General features: G+C 40.2%; 17 protein-coding genes. 3 read left to right on the top strand and 14 right to left on the bottom strand.

What is annotated here, in order from left to right:
• Window positions 1-587: 587 nt before the first annotated feature.
• Window positions 588-2,102: a phosphohexomutase domain-containing protein gene (locus BU200_RS04925; protein WP_089503548.1), complete on the top strand. Its 1,515-nt coding sequence runs from the start codon at window positions 588-590 to the stop codon at window positions 2,100-2,102.
• Window positions 2,103-2,147: 45 nt separating this feature from the next.
• On the opposite strand, the gene xerS is transcribed toward BU200_RS04925, so the two are convergent.
• Window positions 2,148-3,218 carry a tyrosine recombinase XerS gene (xerS, locus tag BU200_RS04920; protein WP_075099111.1) on the bottom strand — a complete coding sequence of 357 codons (1,071 nt, stop codon included), beginning with the start codon at window positions 3,216-3,218 and terminating at the stop codon, window positions 2,148-2,150.
• Window positions 3,219-3,423: 205 nt separating this feature from the next.
• On the opposite strand from xerS, the gene BU200_RS04915 reads away from it, so the two are divergent.
• Window positions 3,424-3,882 (top strand): GNAT family N-acetyltransferase, encoded by a 459-nt coding sequence (locus tag BU200_RS04915; protein ID WP_075099110.1) that lies wholly within the window; start codon window positions 3,424-3,426, stop codon window positions 3,880-3,882.
• A gap of 200 nt (window positions 3,883-4,082) precedes the next feature.
• On the opposite strand, the gene BU200_RS04910 is transcribed toward BU200_RS04915, so the two are convergent.
• The 4 genes from BU200_RS04910 to BU200_RS04895 form a co-directional block, all read right to left on the bottom strand.
• Window positions 4,083-9,236 carry a ZmpA/ZmpB/ZmpC family metallo-endopeptidase gene (locus BU200_RS04910; RefSeq protein ID WP_075099109.1) on the bottom strand — a complete coding sequence of 1,718 codons (5,154 nt, stop codon included), beginning with the start codon at window positions 9,234-9,236 and terminating at the stop codon, window positions 4,083-4,085.
• A 1,206-nt stretch (window positions 9,237-10,442) separates the two neighbouring features.
• Entirely contained in the window at window positions 10,443-12,008 is a 1,566-nt protein-coding gene (gene ffh, locus BU200_RS04905; RefSeq protein ID WP_075099108.1) for a signal recognition particle protein, read from the bottom strand.
• 11 nt (window positions 12,009-12,019) lie between these two features.
• Window positions 12,020-12,352 (bottom strand): putative DNA-binding protein, encoded by a 333-nt coding sequence (locus BU200_RS04900; protein WP_075099107.1) that lies wholly within the window; start codon window positions 12,350-12,352, stop codon window positions 12,020-12,022.
• Between the two features lie 191 nt (window positions 12,353-12,543).
• Entirely contained in the window at window positions 12,544-13,242 is a 699-nt protein-coding gene (locus BU200_RS04895) for a GntR family transcriptional regulator (RefSeq protein WP_075099106.1), read from the bottom strand.
• Window positions 13,243-13,376: 134 nt separating this feature from the next.
• On the opposite strand from BU200_RS04895, the gene guaA reads away from it, so the two are divergent.
• Complete coding sequence (gene guaA, locus BU200_RS04890; RefSeq protein ID WP_075099105.1) at window positions 13,377-14,924, top strand: glutamine-hydrolyzing GMP synthase; 1,548 nt, start codon at window positions 13,377-13,379, stop codon at window positions 14,922-14,924.
• 499 nt (window positions 14,925-15,423) lie between these two features.
• On the opposite strand, the gene BU200_RS04885 is transcribed toward guaA, so the two are convergent.
• The 9 genes from BU200_RS04885 to BU200_RS04840 form a co-directional block, all read right to left on the bottom strand.
• Window positions 15,424-15,729: a hypothetical protein gene (locus BU200_RS04885; RefSeq protein WP_083609361.1), complete on the bottom strand. Its 306-nt coding sequence runs from the start codon at window positions 15,727-15,729 to the stop codon at window positions 15,424-15,426.
• Window positions 15,730-15,864: 135 nt separating this feature from the next.
• Window positions 15,865-17,700 (bottom strand): hypothetical protein, encoded by a 1,836-nt coding sequence (locus BU200_RS04880; protein WP_075099103.1) that lies wholly within the window; start codon window positions 17,698-17,700, stop codon window positions 15,865-15,867.
• Window positions 17,701-17,717: 17 nt separating this feature from the next.
• Window positions 17,718-18,011, bottom strand: coding sequence for a hypothetical protein (locus BU200_RS04875; RefSeq protein WP_075099102.1), 294 nt, complete (start codon window positions 18,009-18,011; stop codon window positions 17,718-17,720).
• 141 nt (window positions 18,012-18,152) lie between these two features.
• A complete protein-coding gene (locus BU200_RS04870; protein WP_075099101.1) occupies window positions 18,153-19,322 on the bottom strand; it encodes a site-specific integrase in 1,170 nt (389 codons plus the stop codon).
• Window positions 19,315-19,533: a DUF3173 family protein gene (locus tag BU200_RS04865; RefSeq protein ID WP_075099100.1), complete on the bottom strand. Its 219-nt coding sequence runs from the start codon at window positions 19,531-19,533 to the stop codon at window positions 19,315-19,317. The genes BU200_RS04870 and BU200_RS04865 overlap by 8 nt, the downstream gene beginning before the upstream one ends.
• A 213-nt stretch (window positions 19,534-19,746) precedes the next feature.
• Window positions 19,747-20,127, bottom strand: coding sequence for a hypothetical protein (locus BU200_RS04855; protein ID WP_075099098.1), 381 nt, complete (start codon window positions 20,125-20,127; stop codon window positions 19,747-19,749).
• The gene (locus BU200_RS04850; protein WP_244912650.1) at window positions 20,114-21,361 is read right to left on the bottom strand and encodes a Rep family protein; all 1,248 of its coding nucleotides are present in this window, start codon (window positions 21,359-21,361) and stop codon (window positions 20,114-20,116) included. Before BU200_RS04850 ends, BU200_RS04855 begins: the two co-directional genes overlap by 14 nt.
• Before the next feature lie 535 nt (window positions 21,362-21,896).
• Complete coding sequence (locus BU200_RS04845) at window positions 21,897-22,307, bottom strand: hypothetical protein (protein WP_075099096.1); 411 nt, start codon at window positions 22,305-22,307, stop codon at window positions 21,897-21,899.
• Complete coding sequence (locus BU200_RS04840; protein ID WP_083609360.1) at window positions 22,300-22,782, bottom strand: hypothetical protein; 483 nt, start codon at window positions 22,780-22,782, stop codon at window positions 22,300-22,302. The genes BU200_RS04845 and BU200_RS04840 overlap by 8 nt, the downstream gene beginning before the upstream one ends.
• Between the last annotated feature and the right edge of the window lie 214 nt (window positions 22,783-22,996).

The raw sequence follows: 22,996 nt of genomic DNA, 5'->3' as shown, positions 1-22,996 counted from the left end.
CCTCCAAAGGTATCCCATACCTTTGGAGCTAGGAATGTTTATCCCTAAAGGGAGCCACACCTGTAAGCAACTAAAGTTGCAACAGTTGCGTCTCTTTTTTCCGAGCTTTTAGTCCGAGTTCAATTTCAAGATACAAAGCCCGTTAAAAACTCAAAGCGTACTTCTTAATGTATTAACAGTCACTTTCCTGACTGTTAATACCATATCTGTAAAGCAGGCATAGCCTGCAACAGCTACGGCAAACACAGTTATCGCTCTTTTTTGCACAGCTCGTAGCTCAAGTTCAATTATACAAGATGAGTTAACGAAGTAATAAAAATATAAACTAAATGACTATATAGCGCCCAAAATGCGAACACTCCTGTCTCTTTTTACACTGTCTTTTCATGAAAAATCTTCCTATCAAGCCCAAGTTAGGACGAAGAGATAGTGGTGTAGCGCAGATTTCGAGCTTGTAGATATACATAAAAGCAGAAAGACTATCAGAGGTGCTATATATAAAATGCAAAAGAAAGTTTTATCATTACGAAAGACAAACTTGAAAACGGTTTAAAAGATGATATACTAGAAAGTAGATAAAGGAGGAAATTATGGCACATCATGTTTTGCAAAATGGTTCGGATATTCGTGGAATTGCACTTGCAACTGACGAACTAGAAGTTAATTTGACACGAGAAGCGGTCACAAAAATCGTGCGTGGGTTGATTCGTTGGCTCCGTAAAGATGATCAACTAGAGAAGATTTATCAAACAGGCAAACTGACCATCGGGATTGGTCGAGACAGCCGCCTTAGTGGACCCGATTTAGTTGAAGCCTTTACAGCAGAAGCGGTAAGACTGGGCGTACAGGTGATTGATTTTGGTCTCGCAACAACTCCTGCCCTCTTTATGAGTACCCAATATGAAGAATTTACTTGTCATGCTGGCGTTATGGTGACAGCTAGCCATCTTCCCTATTACTTTAATGGGATTAAAATTTTCAGCCAAAAGGGTGGTGCAGAGCATGAAGATATCGCCTTTATTCTAGAAAATGACCAAGATTTAGCCGAGCGAGATGGTGGCTCTCTTCAGACAGCAGATCTATTGACCCCTTATGCAGCGGATCTGGTTGGAAAAATTCGTCAAGCAAATCAAGGAAGAAAAACACCACTTGAAGGCTTGCACATTATTGTTGACGCAGGAAATGGAGCAGGAGGCTTCTTTGCAGAGAAGGTTCTAGAAGCCTTAGGCGCTGATACGACAGGGTCTCAATTCTTAGATCCTGACGGTACCTTCCCAAATCATATTCCAAATCCCGATAACAAGGAAGCTATGGCTAGTATTCAGTCTGCGGTATTAGAGCAAGAGGCTGATTTGGGCATCATCTTTGATACGGATGTTGACCGCGCTGCCCTAGTGACCAAGTCAGGTGAGATTTTAAATCGCAACAATCTTATCGCTATCCTAGGTCAAATCATCTTGCAAGAACATCCTGGAACCAGTATTGTAACCAATTCACCAACTTCCGAGCACTTGAAACGCTTTATTGAAGAGTTGGGAGGCAAGCAAATCCGCTATATTTCGGGTTACCGCAATGTGATCAATAAGGCTATTGCAACCAATCAGGCAGGTATCGATTGCCAACTTGCCATTGAAACTTCTGGGCATGCTGCATTTAAGGAAAATTATTTCCTAGATGACGGAACCTATGCTGCAGCAAAAATCCTCATGCTCTTACCAGATCTACAAGCGGAAGGAAGAAGCCTAGATGACTTAATTTCCCAATTGAAACAACCTGTTGAAACGCAAGAAGTACGTTTCAAGCTAGAGGCAGAGGACTACCGAGCGCTCGGTGAACAGGTCATTGCTGATTTACGCACTCAAGCGATCAAGGGCTTTCATTTCAATCCTGAAAATGAAGAAGGAGTGCGCTTTGATGTGACGGCTCCCTATGGAGAAGGCTGGTTCTTATTGAGAATGAGCCTCCACGAACCTCTCTTGGTACTCCAAGTAGAAAATGATCAATCTGGCTATATCCTGCCTATTCTTAAACGCCTTTCTGAATTTTTAGCAGCCTATCCTCAGGTTAATCAAGCCAAAATGCGAGAGATTATTGGAGAATAAGCAAAAAAGTTTACATAATAAATATTATGTAAACTTTTTGTTTTTCTATAATTTGTCCAAAGCGTTTTTCTGTTCATCATTGACGATATGGGTATAGAGGTCTGTTACCTGTGTATTGGCATGTCCCAGTTGGTGACTGACCAAGACTTGAGACTTGGTTGCATCATAAAGACGGGTAGCGAGGGTATGCCGAAGTTTGTGGGGGGTTACACGAATTTTGAAATCAGCAGAGTATTTGGCGACCATTTTTTCGATACTAGATGCATCCATGCGATTAGGAAGTCCACGGTATTCGGATAAAAAGAAAGCGACGTCGGTCTTTTCAGCCTTGTAGCGTTGTTTGCGAACGGCAAGATAATTCTCTAAGTAAGGTTTCGCAAAAGCTGCTACATTTACTGAATCGCGTTTGCCCCCTTTGCGATTGACTTCAATGATCATCATCTTTACATTGACATCAGATAGATTGAGATTAACAGCCTCTGAAAGCCGGACACCAGAGGCAAGTAGAAGGGCTAAAATCGCCAAATCTCGCTCCTTATTTTTCTGGAAAGATGAGAGGGCACGTTTGGATAATTTGCCCTGATACTCGGTGTCTACATAGTCTAAAAATTCCATGGTTTCATCACCCAAAAAGAGCTTTTGCTTGATGTTTTCAGCTCTGGCAGCAAGGGTTTCTTTTTTCTTCTTGGTGGAAACCTTTTTCATGACATTTCGGTAAAAATAAGGTTCGCCTTGCTCATTTTCAACCTCCTCGGTCAGGTACTTGTAGAGACTGGAAAGTGCGGATAGAGTACGGTTAATGGTCGTCTGTGAAACGCCATTTTGAGTTGTATTGGCATTCAGCAAGGGTCTTTCCCGTAAATATAGGATAAAAGATTCCATGTCTTTCTTGGTCAAATGTTCCAGAGTATCCAAAGAGATCTCTGATATGTGTACCGCAGATACCAAATCCGTATCGATCAGCCATTCAAAAAATCGGCGATATTCTTTTAGGTATTCATATAAGGTTGTAAAACTGTAAGGAACAGCCAGCTTAGACTGATAGTAGTCTAGGATATACCAAGGCATGATTTCCTTTAATTGCTCAATCTTTTCCAGTAATAATTCACGACGCATCATTTTCTCCCAATAGTTTCTTTTCTCTAAGTATAGCACAAGTATCAATATATTTCAAGAAAATTATAGTTTTTCGGAAAGATGTTGATGGGATATGCCATCATCTATCTTAAAACTAGACACTCTTTCCTCACTCTTAATACGTTTGATTTTTACAGTTTTATATGATATGATGTTGCATTATGGTCTTTAGGAGAATGATGAGTTGAAAATTATTGAGATTACTTTAAAAAATAGAACCAAAGATTTAGTGGAACAACTATTAAAGGTTTGGGAAAGTTCTGTAAGATCTACCCATCTCTTCCTTTCAGATAATGAAATCAGAGAAACTAAAAACTATATACCGCAAGCCTTACATGAAATACCTCATTTAGTGATTATAAAAAATGATAATGATCTTCCTGTTGGTTTTATGGGGATTGTTGACAATCATCTTGAGATGCTTTTTATTGCCCATGAAGAAAGAGGAAATGGACTGGGGAAGAAACTCCTTGAATACGGAATCGCTAAATACTCTATCAATGATCTTGCTGTGAACGAACAAAATCCGCTTGCTAAAGGCTTTTATGAATATATGGGGTTTGAAGTCTATAAGAGAACTGATCTAGATGAGCAAGGCAACCCCTACCCGCTTTTATATATGAAATTAAAGAAACCAAATTAGAATGCTTTTGTTTTAGACACTACTGTAACCTGTGCCTGTGTATCTTGGTTTGAATTTTGGTTGTAACATTTTACATAATTTTTATTATGTAAAATAATTTTCTAGTCGATATAGTAATAGTCAGCATACCAAAAACCCCTTCACAATTTTAATCTTGTGAGGGGGTTCACTATTTCTATTTTCGTAGAAGTGAGTAACTTCTAATCATTAAAGATAGAGCTTCTAAAGTCGTCTGTTAGACGAAGGTAGGCATTGTAGACCTTAGAATGAAGCAGGTTGACCCAGCTAGCTGGTGCATGGCTTGTAGTACGATCAATATTGGTCATATCTCGCTCTACTGCTTCTGCCACCATCTCGCGTAATTGGCTTAGAGAGCTGATGGTAACTGTCTTAGTCGAGTTAGGCACGCCAAGTTCATATTGAATGGTAATCGGTTTGATTCCCAGAGTTTCAGCTTTTTGAATCCTTTCTTGATACATAGCTTTCTTGAAATCAGCCCAGGAATTGTACTCATTCTTTAAGATTTTATCAAAGATAAATTGATCGCTGACAAGACCAACGTAGCGGCCAAACCATGAAGACCAGACATGGTGACCTGCCGCAAAAGCTTCGCCTGCATACATATTAGAAACATAAGGTAGGAAGCCTTCACGATAACCCTTAGCTGCTAGAAGCTCAAAGGCTGTCCGCTTGAAGGTCACATCTCCAGGTGCTCCCGTATCATTTGATAGTGCCGAGTAGATAGCAGAGAAAAGTGGAACGTTGTAGTAACTATTTCGTTTGAAAGTGTCTTGATCACCAATACCACGCCGATTAGCAATATCCTTGTCAATCAAGTCATTAAAGACTTTTAGTTGGCTTACTTCCTCATCAGTTAGACGACGAACACGGTTTGAAGCGTGGGTCGGATTGCCATCCTTATCATTATGCTTGACATTTTCAAACTTTCTCCACCATTTCTTCTTCGTCTCCGTACCCTTACTTAGAAGAGCCTCTCCTTCTAAATATTCCGATAGATAGACAATATCAAACATGCCATGCATATATTCTTTCAAATCATCAAGTGTCCGATAGCGTTCATTCGGATTCGCAGCATGATAACGCTTGGTGCTATTCACATCTTCTTGGAAGATGCTATTGATCCCCATTCCTGTATGATCCTGATTGCTCGGTGCTTCAAAAAGTCCCGTAGCAAAGAACTCAGCTAGCAATCCCTCTCGGCGTCCATATCCTTCGAAGAAGACAGAACCATCAAAATTATGGGTCATTTCATGCGTATAGGTTCCAGAACCAAACCTATCTAAGACACGGTTAACAACATAATTGGTAATCTTTCCGGTTGCATAGGCTCCAGAGTAATTGTTTTCATAATATCGTCCTACTGGACCGAAGAAACCTTGGATGGAAGCATCTTTATCTCGAAGCGTTCTCCAGCTTTGACCTCCATCTTTATTAGGATAATAGAAACCCTCATAGGTCAAGATAGGTTTGAATAGCTTATCGCGTGCTTCTTCATTGACCATACGGTACCAGAAATCTAGGAAATCCCTTTGCCAAGTAGCTCCTTGGTTGACCACTTCATGCATTCTCTGATAGTAAGCCTCACCTTCCAAGGTACCGATCTCTCCCACTTTGTAACGTTCATAACCACCAAAGGAGAGGGTGGACATATTGGAGATGACATACATGTTTTCTTCAGAAAGGGTTAAGAGTGGCAAGAGCATATTGCGGTATTCCCAATCATCGCTCGTGATGCGATCGTAGATACCAATAGAATACTTGTTATCCTTCTGCCCCATGGCAGCCTCTTGGATTTGCCTTGCTTCGTCCATATTAGAGAAGCTTTCTACCATATAGGCCTTGCTATTTTCCTTCAACCACTCATTGTTGGTTTTATTTGGTAAGAAAAGCTGACGGTAGGCTTCAACATAGTCAAAGAGAGTAGCCTTTCTTATAGTTGGAGCCAAATGAGAACGATAGGTTTCAGGGGTCTTAGAAGCCCGCAAGACATCATAACCTGCATTTCCTAGAGCAATGATATGGTCCAGAGTAGATACTTGTTGATTGCCGAAGAAGTCCAGTTTATAAGCAGACAACTCCTTGACATTGATGTCTCCATAGTTGATATTATACCAGCGGTTCAGGTAGCTCAACCCTAACATAAAGGCGTTAGCATTGTCTTTTATCTTCTTAGCAATCGCTTCTTGGACAGCACCTTCTGAAGTGTTGAACCCTTGGTTTGTCGCTAAAACTTTCTTCACTTCCTGTGCTAGGTTTGCCTTAACTTCAGCAAAGGTGCGATCTAGGTAGAGATCATCTACCAGCTTATTGGTATCGCCCTCCTGAATTTTCAGGGTCTCGCGCATACTATCAGAGTTCAACTCTACCGCTTCTAAGGTCGGTAAAATCGCGTCTACCACTGATGAGTACGAGCTGATAAAGGATTCTGGCGTGTAAAGAAGTGAGGTGCCGGTAATACTATATTCAGCGATCTGGTTGTTCTTGAAGTCTTCTTTAAATGCCAGTGGCAGATAGGCAACTGTCTGATCGGCATAGTGCAACATCAATTTATTGATGGCAGATTTGTCTGGGTAAACATCTGTTACAATACGATTATCAACCATTGGTACAACGTCTATGAGACGAGTTTGGTAGAGTTTATCACTTGCGCTAATCTGATTTCCTAAATGCACAATGTATTCCTTATTATAGAAAGGAAGTAATTTCTCTGTATTTGCATAGGCAATTGTCCGCTCTGGGCTAGCACCTTGAACAGCTAGATAATCCGCTCGATATTCATTAAGATGACCAATATCAGAATTGTGGTCTCGAGGGATATAAAAGACATGGTTTGGCTGATACTGCCCCTCCTTGCCCTGTACCAATTGTTCGAGCGAAAGACTAATCTTGTAAACAGACTGACCATCTTTTTCTGTTGCTTCAATCGCTGAAACTGGAAGCAGGAGCTCCTTGCTCTGGCTCGGTTTTATTGCAACGTAGTAAGCACTTGTTGCTTTAGGAGCGCTGAGGCTGGTTCGAAGATGATAGTCTTCTCCCTCTTTTTCGTACAAGTTAACGGATTCAATATCCTTAAATTCAATCTTCTTGTAATCGAGGCGGAAATCACGGCTATCTGGCTCCTGAGCAGTCATGTCAGTAGTTGATTGACGGTAGCTAAGCTCCGTTTTTAGCTGGTAATCGGTATAATAGTCCAGACCAGTGATGAGGAGCGGTTGGCTTGGATCCGTAATCGCTACTTCTTTCACTAGCTGATCGCCCTTGTAAATCAAGGCTTTAGCAGATACATAGGCCTTATCTGGATCGGTTAGCTGATAGGTAACGGTAATAGACTTGCGATCCTCATCCTTGGTCAATTCTTGGATTGAAAGAACAGGTTTTGTCTTGACCGCTGGCTTGGTCCCAACCCGAACGACCCTCTCTACGGCTGGAGTGGTTTCAACTACGGGTTCGCTAGCTGTAAGGACACCGGTTTCTTCATTGACTGTATAGGTAATGGTAGTAGTCTTGAGACCTTTTTGCCCCTCGCTTTCGACTACTTCCAGTCCCTCTGACATGTTTTCATCATTTATTTGGCGGGTAGGGAAATCCAATTCCTCACGGGTCACCGTTGGCTGTGTACCAACCTTGATGAGGCGGGTAACAGGAACAGTCAGAACCGTCTCGCTCTTCACTTCACCGGTCTTGCCGTCCTTAACAATCTGCTTTTCACCTGCCTGCCCTGCTTGGGCTTCCTCGGTTTGACCGTGGGCTAGACTAGGATCAGCTTGGTAGCGGGTTTCAAAGGCGATTGGCTCAGTAATGGTAACGTCTGCTTTCTTAGCCCCAACCCGAACGACCCTCTCTACGGCTGGAGTGGTTTCAACTACGGGTTCGCTAGCTGTAACGACACCAGTTTCTTCGTTGACCGTATAGGTAATGGTAGTAGTCTTGAGACCTTTTTGCCCCTCGCTTTCGACTACTTCCAGTCCCTCTGCCATATTTTCATCATCTATTTGGCGGGTAGGGAAATCCAATTCCTCACGGGTCACCGTTGGCTGTGTACCAACCTTGATAAGACGGGTAACAGGAGCAGTCAGAACCCTTTCGCTCTTCACTTCACCGGTCTTGCCGTCCTTAACAATCTGCTTTTCGCCTGCCCGCCCTGCTTGGGCTTCCTCGGTTTGACCGTGGGCTAGACTAGGATCAGCTTGGTAGCGAGCTTCAAAGGCGATTGGTTCAGTAATGGTAACGTCTGCTTTCTTAGTACCGACCCGAATAACCCTTTCTACGGCTGGAGTAGTTTCAACCACGGGTTCGCTAGCTGTAACGACACCAGTTTCTTCGTTGACCGTATAGGTAATGGTAGTAGTCTTGAGACCTTTTTGCCCCTCGCTTTCGACTACTTCCAGTCCCTCTGACATGTTTTCATCATCTATTTGGCGGGTAGGAAAATCCAATTCCTCACGGGTAACAGTTGGCTGTGTACCAACCTTGATGAGGCGGGTAACAGGAGCGGTCAGAACCTTCTCGCTCTTCACTTCACCGGTCTTGCCATCCTTAACAATCTGCTTTTCGCCTGCCTGTCCTGCTTGGGCTTCCTCGGTTTGACCGTGGGCTAGACTAGGATCAGCTTGGTAGCGAGTTTCAAAGGCGATTGGTTCAGTAGTGGCAACATCCTGAGGCTGCACCTCGATTTCCCCTGATTCTGGCACTGGTTTCTCTGCGGACTTGTCAGGGGTAGAAAGTTTCTCCTTATCCTGATCTTGGTTCTTGATCTTAGGTGAGCGAATGTAACCGAGATATTGATGGTTCTCAATTTTTAGAGGACTAGGAAGCTGCTGGCCGCTTTCAAGAGCCAGAGTTTGGTTATAGTCAGCCAATGCACTATTTGACAAGGCTAGAGCACCTGAAGAAAGTACGCTACCTCCCAAGCTCGTGATCAGAATGAAAGTACCCAGTTTTTTCTTTCCATTCTTTCCTAATCTAATCCCTACTACGAGTAAACTTGTAGTAGCTAGGAAGAGAGGCAGTCCCAGCTCTTGGCTTCCGGTACTAGGTAAAACCGACTTCTTTTTAAGGGGAGAGGCAGTTTCTAGCAGAGGGCGGTATACCAAATAGTAAACGCTATCATCTTCCTGGACAAGTTTAGGGAGTTCTTTCGTAATCAGCTGATGTTCAGCTTCCGTCAAATCTCCCTCTTGAACATATCTATACTCAATGGTTTTTGTTGCGATTTCTTCTGCGGCATGAACAGTCTCAGGTGCAGAAAGTAACCACACGCTACCTACTGCGATAGGAACCAAGCCAACGGATAATTTTCTAAGAGAAAATCGTTTTATAGCATCTTTTTTCATATTCTTTCCTTTTATTTTAACCTTTCAATCGGCTTTCACAGTTGAATTTCTTATTCACATGTGAAAGTGAGAATCAGACATCTTACTAGCTCTCCAGCCAAAGATAGAAGAGGTTTAGGCTTGCTTCGGCAAAACGTCAAACTCTTCTATCATCCATCTGATATAGTCATTTAGTTTATATTTTTTATTACTTCGTTAACTCGTCTTGTATAATTGAACTCGGGCTACGAGCTGTGCAAAAAAGAGCGATAACTGTTTCAGTTTTAGCTGATGATGGTTCTTTAGGAAATAGGCTGAAAACCTCCACTGGAGCTTTTCACTCGTCAAAACTCCTATTTTTGCTTTGCTCGCTCCCACAGTCTAGAAATAGACTGTGGGAGGTTGGAGATAAAACGAGTGAAACTCGTGTCAAACGCTCTCGTATCTTGGGGAATTGAGTTCAGCCTAAAACCTCGGAAAATAGATAAACATTCCTAGAAGCTATGCTTCTAGGAATGTTTCCTAATTTTCAGTCGGTTTTTTAACGGCTTCACATCTTAACTGAACACGCCCTAAACTCTGTGCGAAAAAGAACGATAACTGTTTCAGCTTTAGCTGATGATGGTTCTTTAGGAAATAGGCTGAAAACCTCCACTGGAGCTTTTCACTCGTCAGATTTCCTAGTTTGCCGTAGCTGTTGCAGGCTATGCCTGCTTTACAGATATGGTATTAACAGTCAGGGAAGTGACTGTTAATACATTAAGAAGTGCGCTTTGAGTTTTTTACGGGCTTTGTATCTTGAAATTGAACTCGGACTAAAAGCTCGGAAAAAAGAGACGCAACTGTTGCAACTTTAGTTGCTTATAGGTGTGGCTCCCTTTAGGGATAAACATTCCTAATTTTCGGTCGCTTTTTTGACGTCCTCGTATCTTAAATTGTACCATTGAGAAAAGTTACACTTTTCTTATCTGTCACTTGTCTAGTTATCAACTAGACAACTACCTGCGACTTTTAACGAAAACTTCCTTTTCTTCATTTCCCACCTCCAACAGTCTCTCCCCAGACTGTTTTGACGAAAACGTCGTTTTCTTCATTTCCCAGCTCCAACAGTCTCTCCCCAGACTGTTTTGACGAAAACGTCGTTTTCTTTATTTCCCATCTCCAACAGTCTCTCCCCAGACTGTTGGAGCTAGTACTAAAAATAAACTAAACGGCTATACTGGATTGCTACTTACGTTTTTTCTTGGCTTTTTTGAGTTTATTCGCCATTCGTTTCATGGACTGCTTCATAGCGAACTCTCCAATTTTACCTTTCAAGCCGCCGCCAAACATTTGTCCCATATCTGGCATACCAGCACCACCCAAGGCTGATAAATCAGGCATTCCACCTTGTCCCATCAGACCATCTAGGGCAGATAAATCCATATTGTTTGGCAGATTTTTAGGGAGATTATTGGGGTTAATACCCATTTGTTTCATCATTTTCTTCATGTCACCAGACATCACACCTTGCATCATAGCCTTAGCATGATTAAAGTCCTTGATGAATTTGTTGACTTCGACAAAGGTATTTCCAGAACCGTTGGCAATGCGACGACGCCGGCTAGGGCTTAATAAGTCTGGATTTTCCCGCTCGGCTGGTGTCATGGATGATACAATGGCACGCTTTCTGGCAATTTCCCGCTCATCTACCTTGAGATTGGCAAGGGCAGGATTACCTGCCATTCCTGGGAGCATCTTGAGCAGGTCTTCCATCGGTCCCATATTTTGAACCTGATCCAATTGATCAATGAAATCGTTGAAATCAAAGGTATTTTCCCGCATTTTTTCTGCGAGTTCAAGAGATTTCTTCTCGTCGTATTCTTGAGAAGCCTTTTCAATCAGGGTCAGCATATCCCCCATACCGAGAATACGGCTGGACATGCGGTCTGGGTGGAATGTTTCAATATCGGTAATCTTTTCACCAGTACCCGTGAACTTGATTGGTTTACCCGTGATATGACGGACAGAGAGCGCTGCACCACCTCGAGTATCCCCGTCAATCTTGGTCAAGATTACCCCGGTAACTTCCAACTGATTGTTGAACTCCCGGGCAACATTCGCAGCTTCCTGACCGATCATGGCGTCCACTACGAGGAGAATTTCATTGGGCTGGGCAAGCTCCTTGACATCGCGCAATTCATTCATCAACACTTCGTCAATTTGTAAACGCCCCGCCGTATCAATCAAGACATAGTCATTGTTGTGCTGTTTAGCTACTTCAAGACCTTGTTTGACAATCTCAACTGCTGGCACCCCTGTCCCCAACTCAAAGACAGGCACTTCAATCTGTTGTCCCAAGGTTTTTAACTGGTCAATAGCTGCTGGACGATAAATATCCGCCGCAATCAGCAAGGGACGAGCATTTTCTTCTTTTTTGAGCTTGTTTGCCAATTTTCCTGCAAAGGTGGTCTTACCCGCACCTTGCAAACCGACCATCATGATAATGGTAGGAATCTTTGGTGATTTAATAATTTCTACCGTATCAGAACCCAGAATAGCCGTCAGCTCCTCATCAACAATCTTGATGATTTGTTGGGCAGGGTTCAAGGTCTCAATCACTTCATGACCAACCGCACGCTCGCGAACTTTCTTGATGAAATCCTTTACAACGGGGAGAGCAACGTCCGCTTCAAGGAGGGCCAAGCGGATTTCCTTGGTCGCCTCTTGGACATCACTATCACTGATTTTTCCCTTGCGACGTAGGTTTTTAAAGACATTCTGTAAACGTTCGGTTAAGCTTTCAAAAGCCATGGTATTCTCCTCTACTCTCTATTATCGATACTGCTTAAAATGCTGATTTGCTCCTGCAAAAAGTTATCTGCTGGATAGCGTTCAAGAATTTGATCAAAAATCTGATTGCGGACAATGTAATCGGAATACATGTGCAACTTCTTCTCGTAGTCTTCTAAGATTTTCTCTGTCCGCTTGATATTATCATAAACCGCCTGACGGCTGACCTGAAATTCTTCTGCAATCTCGGCTAAGCTATAATCATCAGCATAGTAAAGCTCAATATAGTTCATCTGTTTGTCGGTTAAGAGTGCCGCGTAAAATTCAAACAAGGCATTCATTCGATTTGTTTTTTCAATTTCCATACCCTTTATTATACCAAATTTCTCCTATATGATAAAGTGATACTTCGCACACATTCTAGATTATTTCTTAGTTGTGAGAGCTACTACTTTCAAGGATTATTGCTCCTGCGACTATGAATGGAATGAGAGTTTACATGTTGCAGCATTGAGTTCTCTTCCGGCATTAGTTTACATAATATTTATTATGTAAACTAATTGTTTTCCAAATAAAATTCAAACCGCTCTCCGACATACTGGCTGTTTACATACTCGAAGGGCTGTCCATCTTCTAAGTAGGACACTTGACGCAGGGCTAAAATAGCTTGATTCTTCGCTATTTGCAAGTGTTTTGCGACCCGTTCGCTCGCCAAGCGAGCATAGATGGTCTGGTGACTTTTGCCAATACGGTAACCATTTTCTGTCAAGGTTTTAAAGAAATGATTGGTCACATCACTTTTTTTGACCTTGTGAATCAAGCGCTCAGGAATACTTGCCACTTCATAAACGACTGGAATATCATCCGCAAAACGCACACGTTCCATCCGTACAATATATTCTCCATCCTGTAAATTCAGCTGGCTAACTTCTTTATCATTGGGCTTTGTTCGGATATAGGATAATAATTGGCTAGAGGGTGTTTTGCCCTGAAGTTGAATAATATCTGTAAAAGACATGGTCCCACGCATTTTTTCTTGAACACGAGTGCTGGCTACGTATGTGCCCGAACCAATTTTCCGCTGTAAAATCCCTTCTTCCACCAGCAGGGTAATCCCTTGGCGCAAGGTCATTCGCGACACGCCAAACTCATCTGCTAGGTCGCGTTCACTAGGCAAACGTTCTCCAATTTTCCAGACCCCTCGGTCGATTTCTTCTTTTAATTTATCATGAATGGCAATATAAGCAGCTTTCATAATGACTCCCCTTTGTTTCTGTCCCTATTGTACCAAATTTCTATCTTTTTAACCATTCTTACTGCAAATTGTTCGTTTTTGTGATAGAATAAGAAACATCATTTGATATTTTGAAATGAAAGAAAGGAACTAACATGACAACCCAAGACGTCGAAAAAATCATTGTTCTGGACTACGGTAGCCAGTACAATCAACTGATTTCACGCCGTATTCGTGAAATTGGGGTATTTTCCGAACTCAAGAGCCATAAGATTTCAGCGGCAGAAGTTCGTGACATCAATCCTGTCGGAATTGTTCTCTCTGGTGGTCCAAACTCTGTTTATGAGGACGGATCTTTCGATATTGACCAAGAAATTTTTGAAATAGGCATTCCCATTTTAGGAATTTGCTACGGAATGCAACTCTTGACCCACAAGCTAGGCGGTAAAGTTGTGCCTGCCGCTGATGCAGGAAATCGTGAGTACGGTCAGTCCTCACTCTCCCATACTCCTTCTCCCCTCTTTGAAGGAACACCTGATGAACAGCTTGTCTTGATGAGCCATGGAGATGCGGTAACAGAAATCCCTGATAACTTTGTCCGTACGGGAACTTCTGCTGACTGCCCTTATGCAGCTATTGAAAATCCTGACAAGAAGATTTACGGAATCCAGTTCCACCCAGAGGTTCGTCACTCTGTTTATGGAAACGACATTTTACGGAACTTTGCGCTCAATATCTGTGGTGCCAAAGGCGACTGGTCAATGGATAACTTTATTGACATGCAGATTGCAAAAATCCGAGAAATAGTTGGGGATAAAAAAGTATTGCTTGGACTTTCTGGCGGTGTGGATTCGTCTGTCGTGGGTGTCCTTCTCCAAAAAGCTATCGGTGACCAACTCATCTGTATCTTCGTAGACCACGGTCTTCTTCGCAAGGGAGAAGCTGATCAGGTAATGGATATGCTGGGCGGTAAGTTTGGCTTGAATATCATGAAGGCAGATGCTACCAAACGTTTCCTTGATAAACTGGCAGGCATATCTGATCCTGAACAAAAACGTAAAATCATTGGAAATGAGTTTGTCTACGTCTTTGATGATGAGGCGAGCAAGCTCTCTGATGTCGCATTTCTTGCCCAAGGAACCCTGTATACAGATGTAATCGAGTCTGGAACAGACACCGCTCAAACCATTAAATCGCACCACAATGTGGGGGGATTACCAGAAGACATGCAATTCAAGTTGATTGAGCCGCTCAACACCCTTTATAAGGACGAAGTTCGTGCTTTGGGAACAGAGCTTGGCATGCCTGATGAAATTGTCTGGCGTCAGCCATTCCCGGGTCCAGGACTTGCCATTCGCGTTATGGGAGAAATTACTGAAGAAAAACTAGAAACGGTTCGTGAATCTGATGCCATTCTCCGCGAAGAGATTGCTAAGGCAGGTCTCGACCGCGACATCTGGCAGTATTTCACAGTCAATACTGGCGTACGCTCCGTCGGCGTTATGGGAGACGGTCGTACCTATGACTACACCATTGCCATTCGAGCGATCACTTCTATTGACGGCATGACCGCAGACTTTGCCAAAATCCCGTGGGAAGTTCTCCAAAAAATCTCGGTTCGTATCGTCAATGAAGTTGAACACGTCAACCGTATCGTCTACGACATCACCAGCAAACCACCCGCAACTGTTGAGTGGGAATAGAGTTAATAAGTATAAAAAGCCTATAAAATCAACATTTCTAAGGCTTTTTATTTTATTCTAACAACATTTTAACAACAAAAAATAGTTAGGGGCTATGCTGGGTAAGTCCTACAAATCGCTTACTTTATTCCATGGTCTAATTGACAACAAGTAACCAGTTGCTGTCGTACTGCGTCCGTGTCCCTCCCAAACGCTAAAGCCTTTCGGCTGGCACGTCCTAGCGTACTTTGCAACTGCTTATTGTCAATCAGCTTTCACGGCATAAATCGCTTGATGTAGGCAGTAGGTAACAGTAAAACGTAGTGGCTTGTTGTTTTATTTGGTCGCACGTGCAAAAAATGTTCGGGAAATAAAGGGACTATCTGAATCTGGAGCTGAAATAATGTTCGGGAAAACGTGCTGATATAGCGTATCCCTGGTTGAATTTTGTTCGTGTTCTTTAAATAGTTATCCCCTCAACAATTATCCAGTTGCCGAGGGGATAGGGAATAGTATTCTGCTACTTCATAGCTTCTTCCAAAGCCTTACTATCTTCTTTGTAATATGTTCCTTCCATACCACCGCCATTTAATATCTCCAATTCTCCCGTATCAGAAATATTATATGCAATTACAACAGTCAAAAAACCCGAAACTGCAAATTGTTTTTTATCCCGTTCAATATTAGTAATCGGTACTGCACCACCCATCGAAGACAAATGATAGAAACCAGAATCTTTATCAAACTCAAAAGCAAGTGTCTTCTCACCTTCATATACTTTATAAAACTTGCCTTCTAAACTATTGGCAGGTTTGCCACAAGCCACAAAGAATAGAGAACATAAAGCAATAATAACTACCCAATAAACCTTTTTCGTAATATAAACTCCTATTCATTTTTTTGTATTATACTAATTTAACACACAAACGTCAACATTCTAATAACACTATATTCTTATACTTCATAGCTTTTTCCCTAAAGTATAATTTCTAGTATTATGATTAACCTTTGGTACTGGTAGTTTCGTTTTAAAGGTCTTATTACGAAAATCAATAAACATTGGACCTGTCGGCTCAATCACAGCTTGTTCTGGTTGCTTCCAGTTCTTCTTAAAGTTATCTATCCCTTGTTGGTGGCGGATAGAGCGGTCTAAACTCTTAATCCGTTGTTTTCTATCCAGTGTGTCGATTTTGTCTTTCTGAATACTAAGCAATGCCCCCTGTCGTTTTCGTCCATAATGCTGGCTACCTGCAGTATTATCTCTATAACCTTTTGATAAGAGATGATAGGCTAAAGCTTTACTTTTATTCCCCACTGCTCGTATCTGTTTCATTGGTTCTTTTCGCCTTAAAGTGCGCATCTCTTGACCTCTTTCTGTCTTTTGAGTAGCGACCTCAAAGCTATCTCCTCGTTTCATATAGCCTTTCACAGAACGATTATAGGCATGTGCTCGTTGTTTGGCTAGTAGCTTTTCTGCTCCTATTTTACCCGCACCAACTGCCATTAGTCCACCGACTAAAGCAGTTTTTGAAGCCATTCCTAAGCCTTTCTTGACAGTTGTACCTGTATTTGAGGTTAGTTGCCGTAACATGCGACCTGCTGGCGCTAAGCGTCGACCTTGAAAAATACGAGCAATTTGTGAACGGAACTTCCAAAGTAAATAATAAATGATTAAGCGGAGGAACAAGGAAAAGACAATATCTTGCCCCGTCAGTTTCAAAAGAATACTATTTAGGGTGGCATTAAAGATAACAAGTAAGGTTGTACTTGCTCCTATCATAGAAGATAAAACCATGGCATAGCCAATTGTTCTTGTTGTATTCCATAAGACATTCCAAAAGAAGGGGAAAATAGCGATTACAAGAATATAAGGAAAGCCAATAAACAGAAAAAGAATCCCTATTTTTAAGACAAAGGCAAATATAGATAAACCATTTAGAAGAATCCCTAAAAACGGAACCTCTATTAACATGACTAGAATATATTTCATTTTTGTACCTAAAGTCCTAATATTTTTTACTTTAGGTTGTTCTTTGGTTCCTACTACCTCCTCTATTTTTTTACCTAAAACCATATACTCTTTATCGTTATCACGAAAACCAAACAGGGCTATCATTTGTTTGTCTGTAAGGTTGTACCCTCCCTCTTTTTTCAAATCCGCATTCATACCCCAATACGGCTCCCAGATAGCCTGCTCAAAGTAAGCAACAAGTACTTGATTAGAACTTTCTTCTAACAATCCCGCCGTAATCTCTTTCTGTACCTTATCAAGAGCAGTTGATATACCATAATACAATTTAGAAACATAGGTACGGGGTTGCGTTACCTCCACACCACCTGAGAGAGAATAGGCGACTGGGTCAAGTTTGGGAGGAGCTACATAGAGTTGTTGCACAAACCCCATGACAAGCATACTTAAACAGATGATTTTTAAAGCAGAACCTCGCCTAGCTACCTGCATATAGAATGCATAGGAAAATATAACAATTAAAGCATACCAATGCACAGCCCCGAAAAGAGTTTGAAAAGTAGAAGCGCTTTGATCTATCATTTTGACAATTGCCGTATCTACAGTACCGCCACTTTTTCCTAGCAAGTCATAGGTTTTTACGAATAATTCAAATAAGAATTGAGCTACCCAAATAAGCCCATTAAACATCTTATTAAAAAAAGTATCAATACCAGTCATTGGGTTATACCAATCCACATCATTTAACAATTTAGAACCTAGGTCGGATAAATTGATAGCTTGTTCAGTTCCTTTTATAAAAAATTCACCGTCTTTAAATTCAAACATAGCTATCCCCTTTCTCTCTAATCACTCTTTTTTGTCTCCTTGAAAAACAATATGCCTATTATAAAATCAGATGTCACCAAGATATACTTAATTAAAAAGCAAGCTACTGCTGTTAAAATTAAAAACATATAAAAATAATTAAACACGAAACTTAAATATTCATAACGTACTCCTAAAACCAATAATAAACCAAGAACAAGTGGTAATAAGACACTTAATCCCACTAATAGTACGATACGAAATAAGACAGTAGTATATTTATCTTCTGGGGTATTCAATTTTACCCATAACAGTTTTAATAATTGTTTCATCATTTTTTCCTTTCTGTGGTAGCTACTTTGGTAGCCAAATCTTAAAAACTCCCATTTTTTCCTAATTTCGGTTAAAACTAAACATTGTTAAATCAACTTTTATTCTCTTTTTGAATATAAGTTTTGAATTAGAAAAAGCTGTCACATTTTTATAGTATGTTGATTGCCATTGAATTTACTTTGCCTGATATTATTTTCTGTTACTACTACTTTTCCTGTCATACGATTAGCGACTTCTTTCATAGCATTAGGTCGTAAATGGGAGTATGTGCCAAGCGTTGTCTTAATGTCAGCATGTCCTAGGCGATTTTGCATTTCTAAATCATTCATACCAAGCGATAACATGAAACTAGCATGTGAATGTCTTAAATCGTGAATACGAATAGTTTTTATGCCTGCAAATTCACTATGTACTTGTAATACACGTTTCAACGTTGATTTTACAAGCGGGTTATCTGCTAAAGAAAAGACAAATCTGCATTTTCCTACTTGAACTTGAGCATGCTTCCAGTATTTCAAGTATTCCAAAGTATCATCATCAAGATACAATAGCCTAACACCTGAGATTGATTTTGTATCTGTAATGTACCATTCTTTTTGATTTTTATAATACATTGAACAGTCTATTAGAACTGTACTACTATCAAAGTCAATTTTTGACCACTCAATAGCTTGTAATTCACTTGTACGAACTCCAGTCATAAAGAAAAACCAGAACGTAGTAAAATATAACAAATCATAAATATTCGACCTATCAAATGTGCTGATAAATTTCTGAAACTCTTCAACAGTCCAAAAATCAACCTTAGGCTTATCTTTTTTGACATTGCCGACTTGCTTAGCCACATTACTAGATAACATACCTAGTCGAACAGCTAAATCAAAAACTTGTTGCAATATCTGATGTACAGATCGAATATAGTTATTAGACAAACCCTCAATAAACATAGTATTCTGCCATTGCTTAATATGAGGAGCAAGAATATCTGATAACTTCATATTTTCAAAGTAACTTAATCTTTTAAACTTTGAACGTGTCATATCAAAAGTACGTTGTCTAACTTGGCTTTGATAATCTGGGATAAAATAATCATCTAAAAACTTTTTAAAAGTCATTGAACTATTAGATGACAATGCACCCTTACCAAAATCAGCAAGTATTCTCATGCGCCATTCTAACGCTTCTTTTTGCGTTTTAAAGCCGTTTTTAAACTTATGTATCCTTTTACCTGTTATAGGGTCAAATCCAAGCGATACAGACGCCCTAAACGTACCATTTGACATAGGATAAACATTGGGGATTTTAGGCATGTTCTGCCACTCCTTTATCAATCAAATCATCTTCATCAATTTTTACCCCCAAAATCTCTTCAACCGTTTCTAAAGGAACTCGCCCCAATCCCTTACTCTCATACCATGCTAGACCTTGACTGGCTAATTTTGCTTTTGCTTGTTTTACCAACATCATAGCCTGCCAAGAACTAAATCCTAGTTTCATCAAATCTTTTTTTACCACAAACATAGCTTTTATTTTCCTTTCATGTTAAAATGTAGTTGGTTATTTTTAATTTTGATGCGGTTTGCCGACTGCATCATTTTTTTCATTTTGCAATACCTTGCCTTACTTTGTAAAAAGATATAAATATCTGGCAAGTATTGGTATTTTTCGGGAGCTTGCCTAAAATCGACAAGATAGTTATCTTGCTTGGTACGTTCTGTAAATATGATTATCTTCCTAGTCATTGGTCACGTCCTTGTTATTGCTATCTAAATATTCCATATTATAAACTGTGAATGCGATATAAGCTAGTTTCATCAAGCCAACATCATTTTCGCAACATAAGTACGCAAGTAAATCATCTTTTTCCCAAGTAACCAAAACACTACCTACAAATTTTAATAATATGGCTCTTTCTCTAGGGATCAAGTCTCCTAATTCTTTTTTATTAAAATCAAGAATACAATCATACAGACAATCAAAATCTTCTTCGCTTTTTGCATGTCGTGATAGATATTCTTGTAAGTTCCATCTAAAAACTTTATCTTCATGTACAACGATATGAATAAACAACATCATCACCATGTACTCTTTTTCTGAAATATCAATTTTCTTCATTTGTCACATCCTTTACTTTCTTTGGCAAAATTCTAGGATAAATATACTCATCTAGTAATTTTGTTATAAACGCTCCCTTATCTTGAAGCGAGAATAAATCCTCATAGTCAAAATTTAAGACAACACTAGAGCCGTCAGAACGTTGATAATGTCCGTTAGCTTTTCTCTCTTTTACTTCTGATACGCTATAAAAACGTTCCTCCATGCCATGCTTTCTGGCAATTTCAGAAGAATAATTTACTCGACGCAAATATTGGTTAATATCTTCTGTCTCAATTTTTCCAAAAAATTGCTTAGGAGACATGTGTGCAGACATAATCACTAAGCGAGGTACGACTAATTTGTTACGATACCGTGCTGACATTCTCGCAGAGTTTACAGGGTCAAAGAGTTTCAACCAATCTGTTGCTGATAAGCTATCTTCTCGTAAATCGTCTAACAGTAAGATTTCTTCTCCAGCGTAGTTATCAAATGGATTTTTTGAACTAGCTGAATAAGAACTACCTTTCAAACCTGCATTATCTAAAGCGGTTTGCACCTCTAACGCAATATCTCGGGCAAGAGTTGATTTTCCTATCCCTGGTTTTCCTTGAATATAGAGAACCGTCAAATCATACTCGCCATTTTGTAAAGCTTCCAACCGTAACACGCTCTCACGTTCTCCAAAAATATCAAATCCCTCTAGGAATTTTTGGCGATTATTTGCCATTAGATAATACAGGTTATCATCTTTCATAATATCAAAATAGGTCAGTTCACCCTTATATACTTTGGCTAAGACTAAATCAAGGCTTTCATCTGACTTCTCACGCTTTTTAGTTGCAGAGTATTTTTCAAAATCTTCCTTGTTTTGATTGATGAATGTTTCATAATCAAGCGTATCAAAGGTTTCTACATCACTGACAGGATATTGGTACTTATCTTTATCTTTTGCATGGATAAGATACGCTAAAGCATTAATACGTGTATAGGCTCTACCACCTTTTGATTTTGGGGTTTCTATTCGCTCACGCTCCAAACCTAACGCACCAGCCACTTTTGATAAATCGATACGTTTCGGAAAATCAATATAACCATGCACATGTGGTTCTACTAATTTTGTGCCATAAGAAATATCTTTATCATGAACTACTACTGCAAATTCTACAAACTCATCTTCTTCTACAAGCTCGCGGATACAGTCAAAGATATGTCTGAATATCTTGTCTTTATTTTCCTGCCAATTATCTAGCATTTTTTTCTCCTCGGGAGACCAGCTCCAATAATTCGATTTCAACTGTTGCTCAAATAGAAATCGTCTGTTTTGAATTCTTTTCGTCATATTTTCCTTTCTTTTCATTTTCAGTCTTTTTTCATTAAAACTATGAGTATATACTCCGATTTTTGGAGAATATACTCATGTATATACTCACGTATAAGCTCACCATTTTTTCACCATTTTAGGACTTTTTCGCTTTCCCTTTCGGGGGATTTTTTGCTTCAAATCCCAATGGTGACAATGGTTTTGCACCATTCTATCGTCAAGTCCAGAATGGTGCCCGCACATAGAAATGAGTATATGAGTATATACAACCCCTATAAAACTCTTGAGCAAAAAATGACTACGGAAAATCCTAAAATAATGAAAATTTATGAAAACAACTCTTGAGCAAAAATTCGACTTGTTTTTTGGTAGCCATGTAGCTTCCCGCGTCCGTCGGCTAGGGCTTGCCCTAGCCCGCACGACGGAGCGCTGGCTACTGCTCCCAAAAAGTCGAATTTTTAGCACTTTACAGGAGTTTTAAACCACTAGCTACCAATTTCAGCCCCTTATAGCCTGCGTTTCGACCATCAACCCATTGAGCCATCACTCGAGTATCTAACAACTCCACAAAAGCTAGCTGTTGACCTGCCATGGCTCCCTCGATTGCATCAAAGCTCCCTAAAACTTCAATTGCGATAGTCTTGACATCCTCTAGGTCAATTAGACCTTGCTCAATTGCAGAAGCTGTCCTTTCATCAATACCGTTTAACATATAGCTTTCGACAATATCTGTCGACTTGCCGTCCTTATACTTGTTACGTGGACGAGCTTGCGAAAAGTCAACTTTTACTTTTTTAGGAATATAAAACTGACTGCTATCAAGAGCCATAGTTTTCAAATTCAAATCACTTGTTAATTTTAGTTTATTATTAGCCATTAATATTTACCTCTTTTTTCTTTTTGATTTTAGAGAAGAAACCTTTACCTTGGTTTTCTTCCAAGGTTTCAAGTCGTTCTTCTAACCTTTTTAAGCTACTCGTTAAGACAGAGACCGTTATGTCCTTGCCCTTATTAGCCTTTATTAGTTCGTTTACAGTGTTTTTCAGTGTGTAGACATCTCTGTATAGCTGACGCTCTCTACGGGCTTTTAAATCGCCCCAAATTGCCACGACAGACTGCGATAGGTTATTGGTCTCATCAATCCGCTTGGATAGCTTGACAAACTTATCAAACTCTTCTTTAGTGAACTGATAAATGTCCTGCACCCGTCTACGGCTAACTCGCATTCTAGTCTTTTTAAATTCATGACCCGAAAGTTCCTCGACTTTCAAGCGCCACTTTTTAACCGAAGAAAACGATTTGCCTGTGGCTTCCATGATGTCCTTGTATTCGTAATAGTCCTTATAAGCCATTCTCCTATTCTCTTTTCTCTAAATTATGATATAATCAAGTTAGTTATTTTTCGTAAGTCTTTGAAGAGTTCTCCTTTTCAAAGACTTTTTTTATACAATCATAGGCAGATACCTCACTTTCACTTGCCAAACGTTAGATTAGTTTGGTATAATTTGATTAGTTCTTTTTTTGAACAAATAGATTGTAACATTATTGAACATTTTTTGTCAATAG

This window comes from Streptococcus acidominimus, assembly GCF_001921825.1.
Classification (GTDB): Bacteria; Bacillota; Bacilli; order Lactobacillales; family Streptococcaceae; genus Streptococcus; species Streptococcus acidominimus.
Note: the sequence above shows the minus strand (reverse complement) of the source record. Positions and strands in the feature narration are given on the sequence as shown.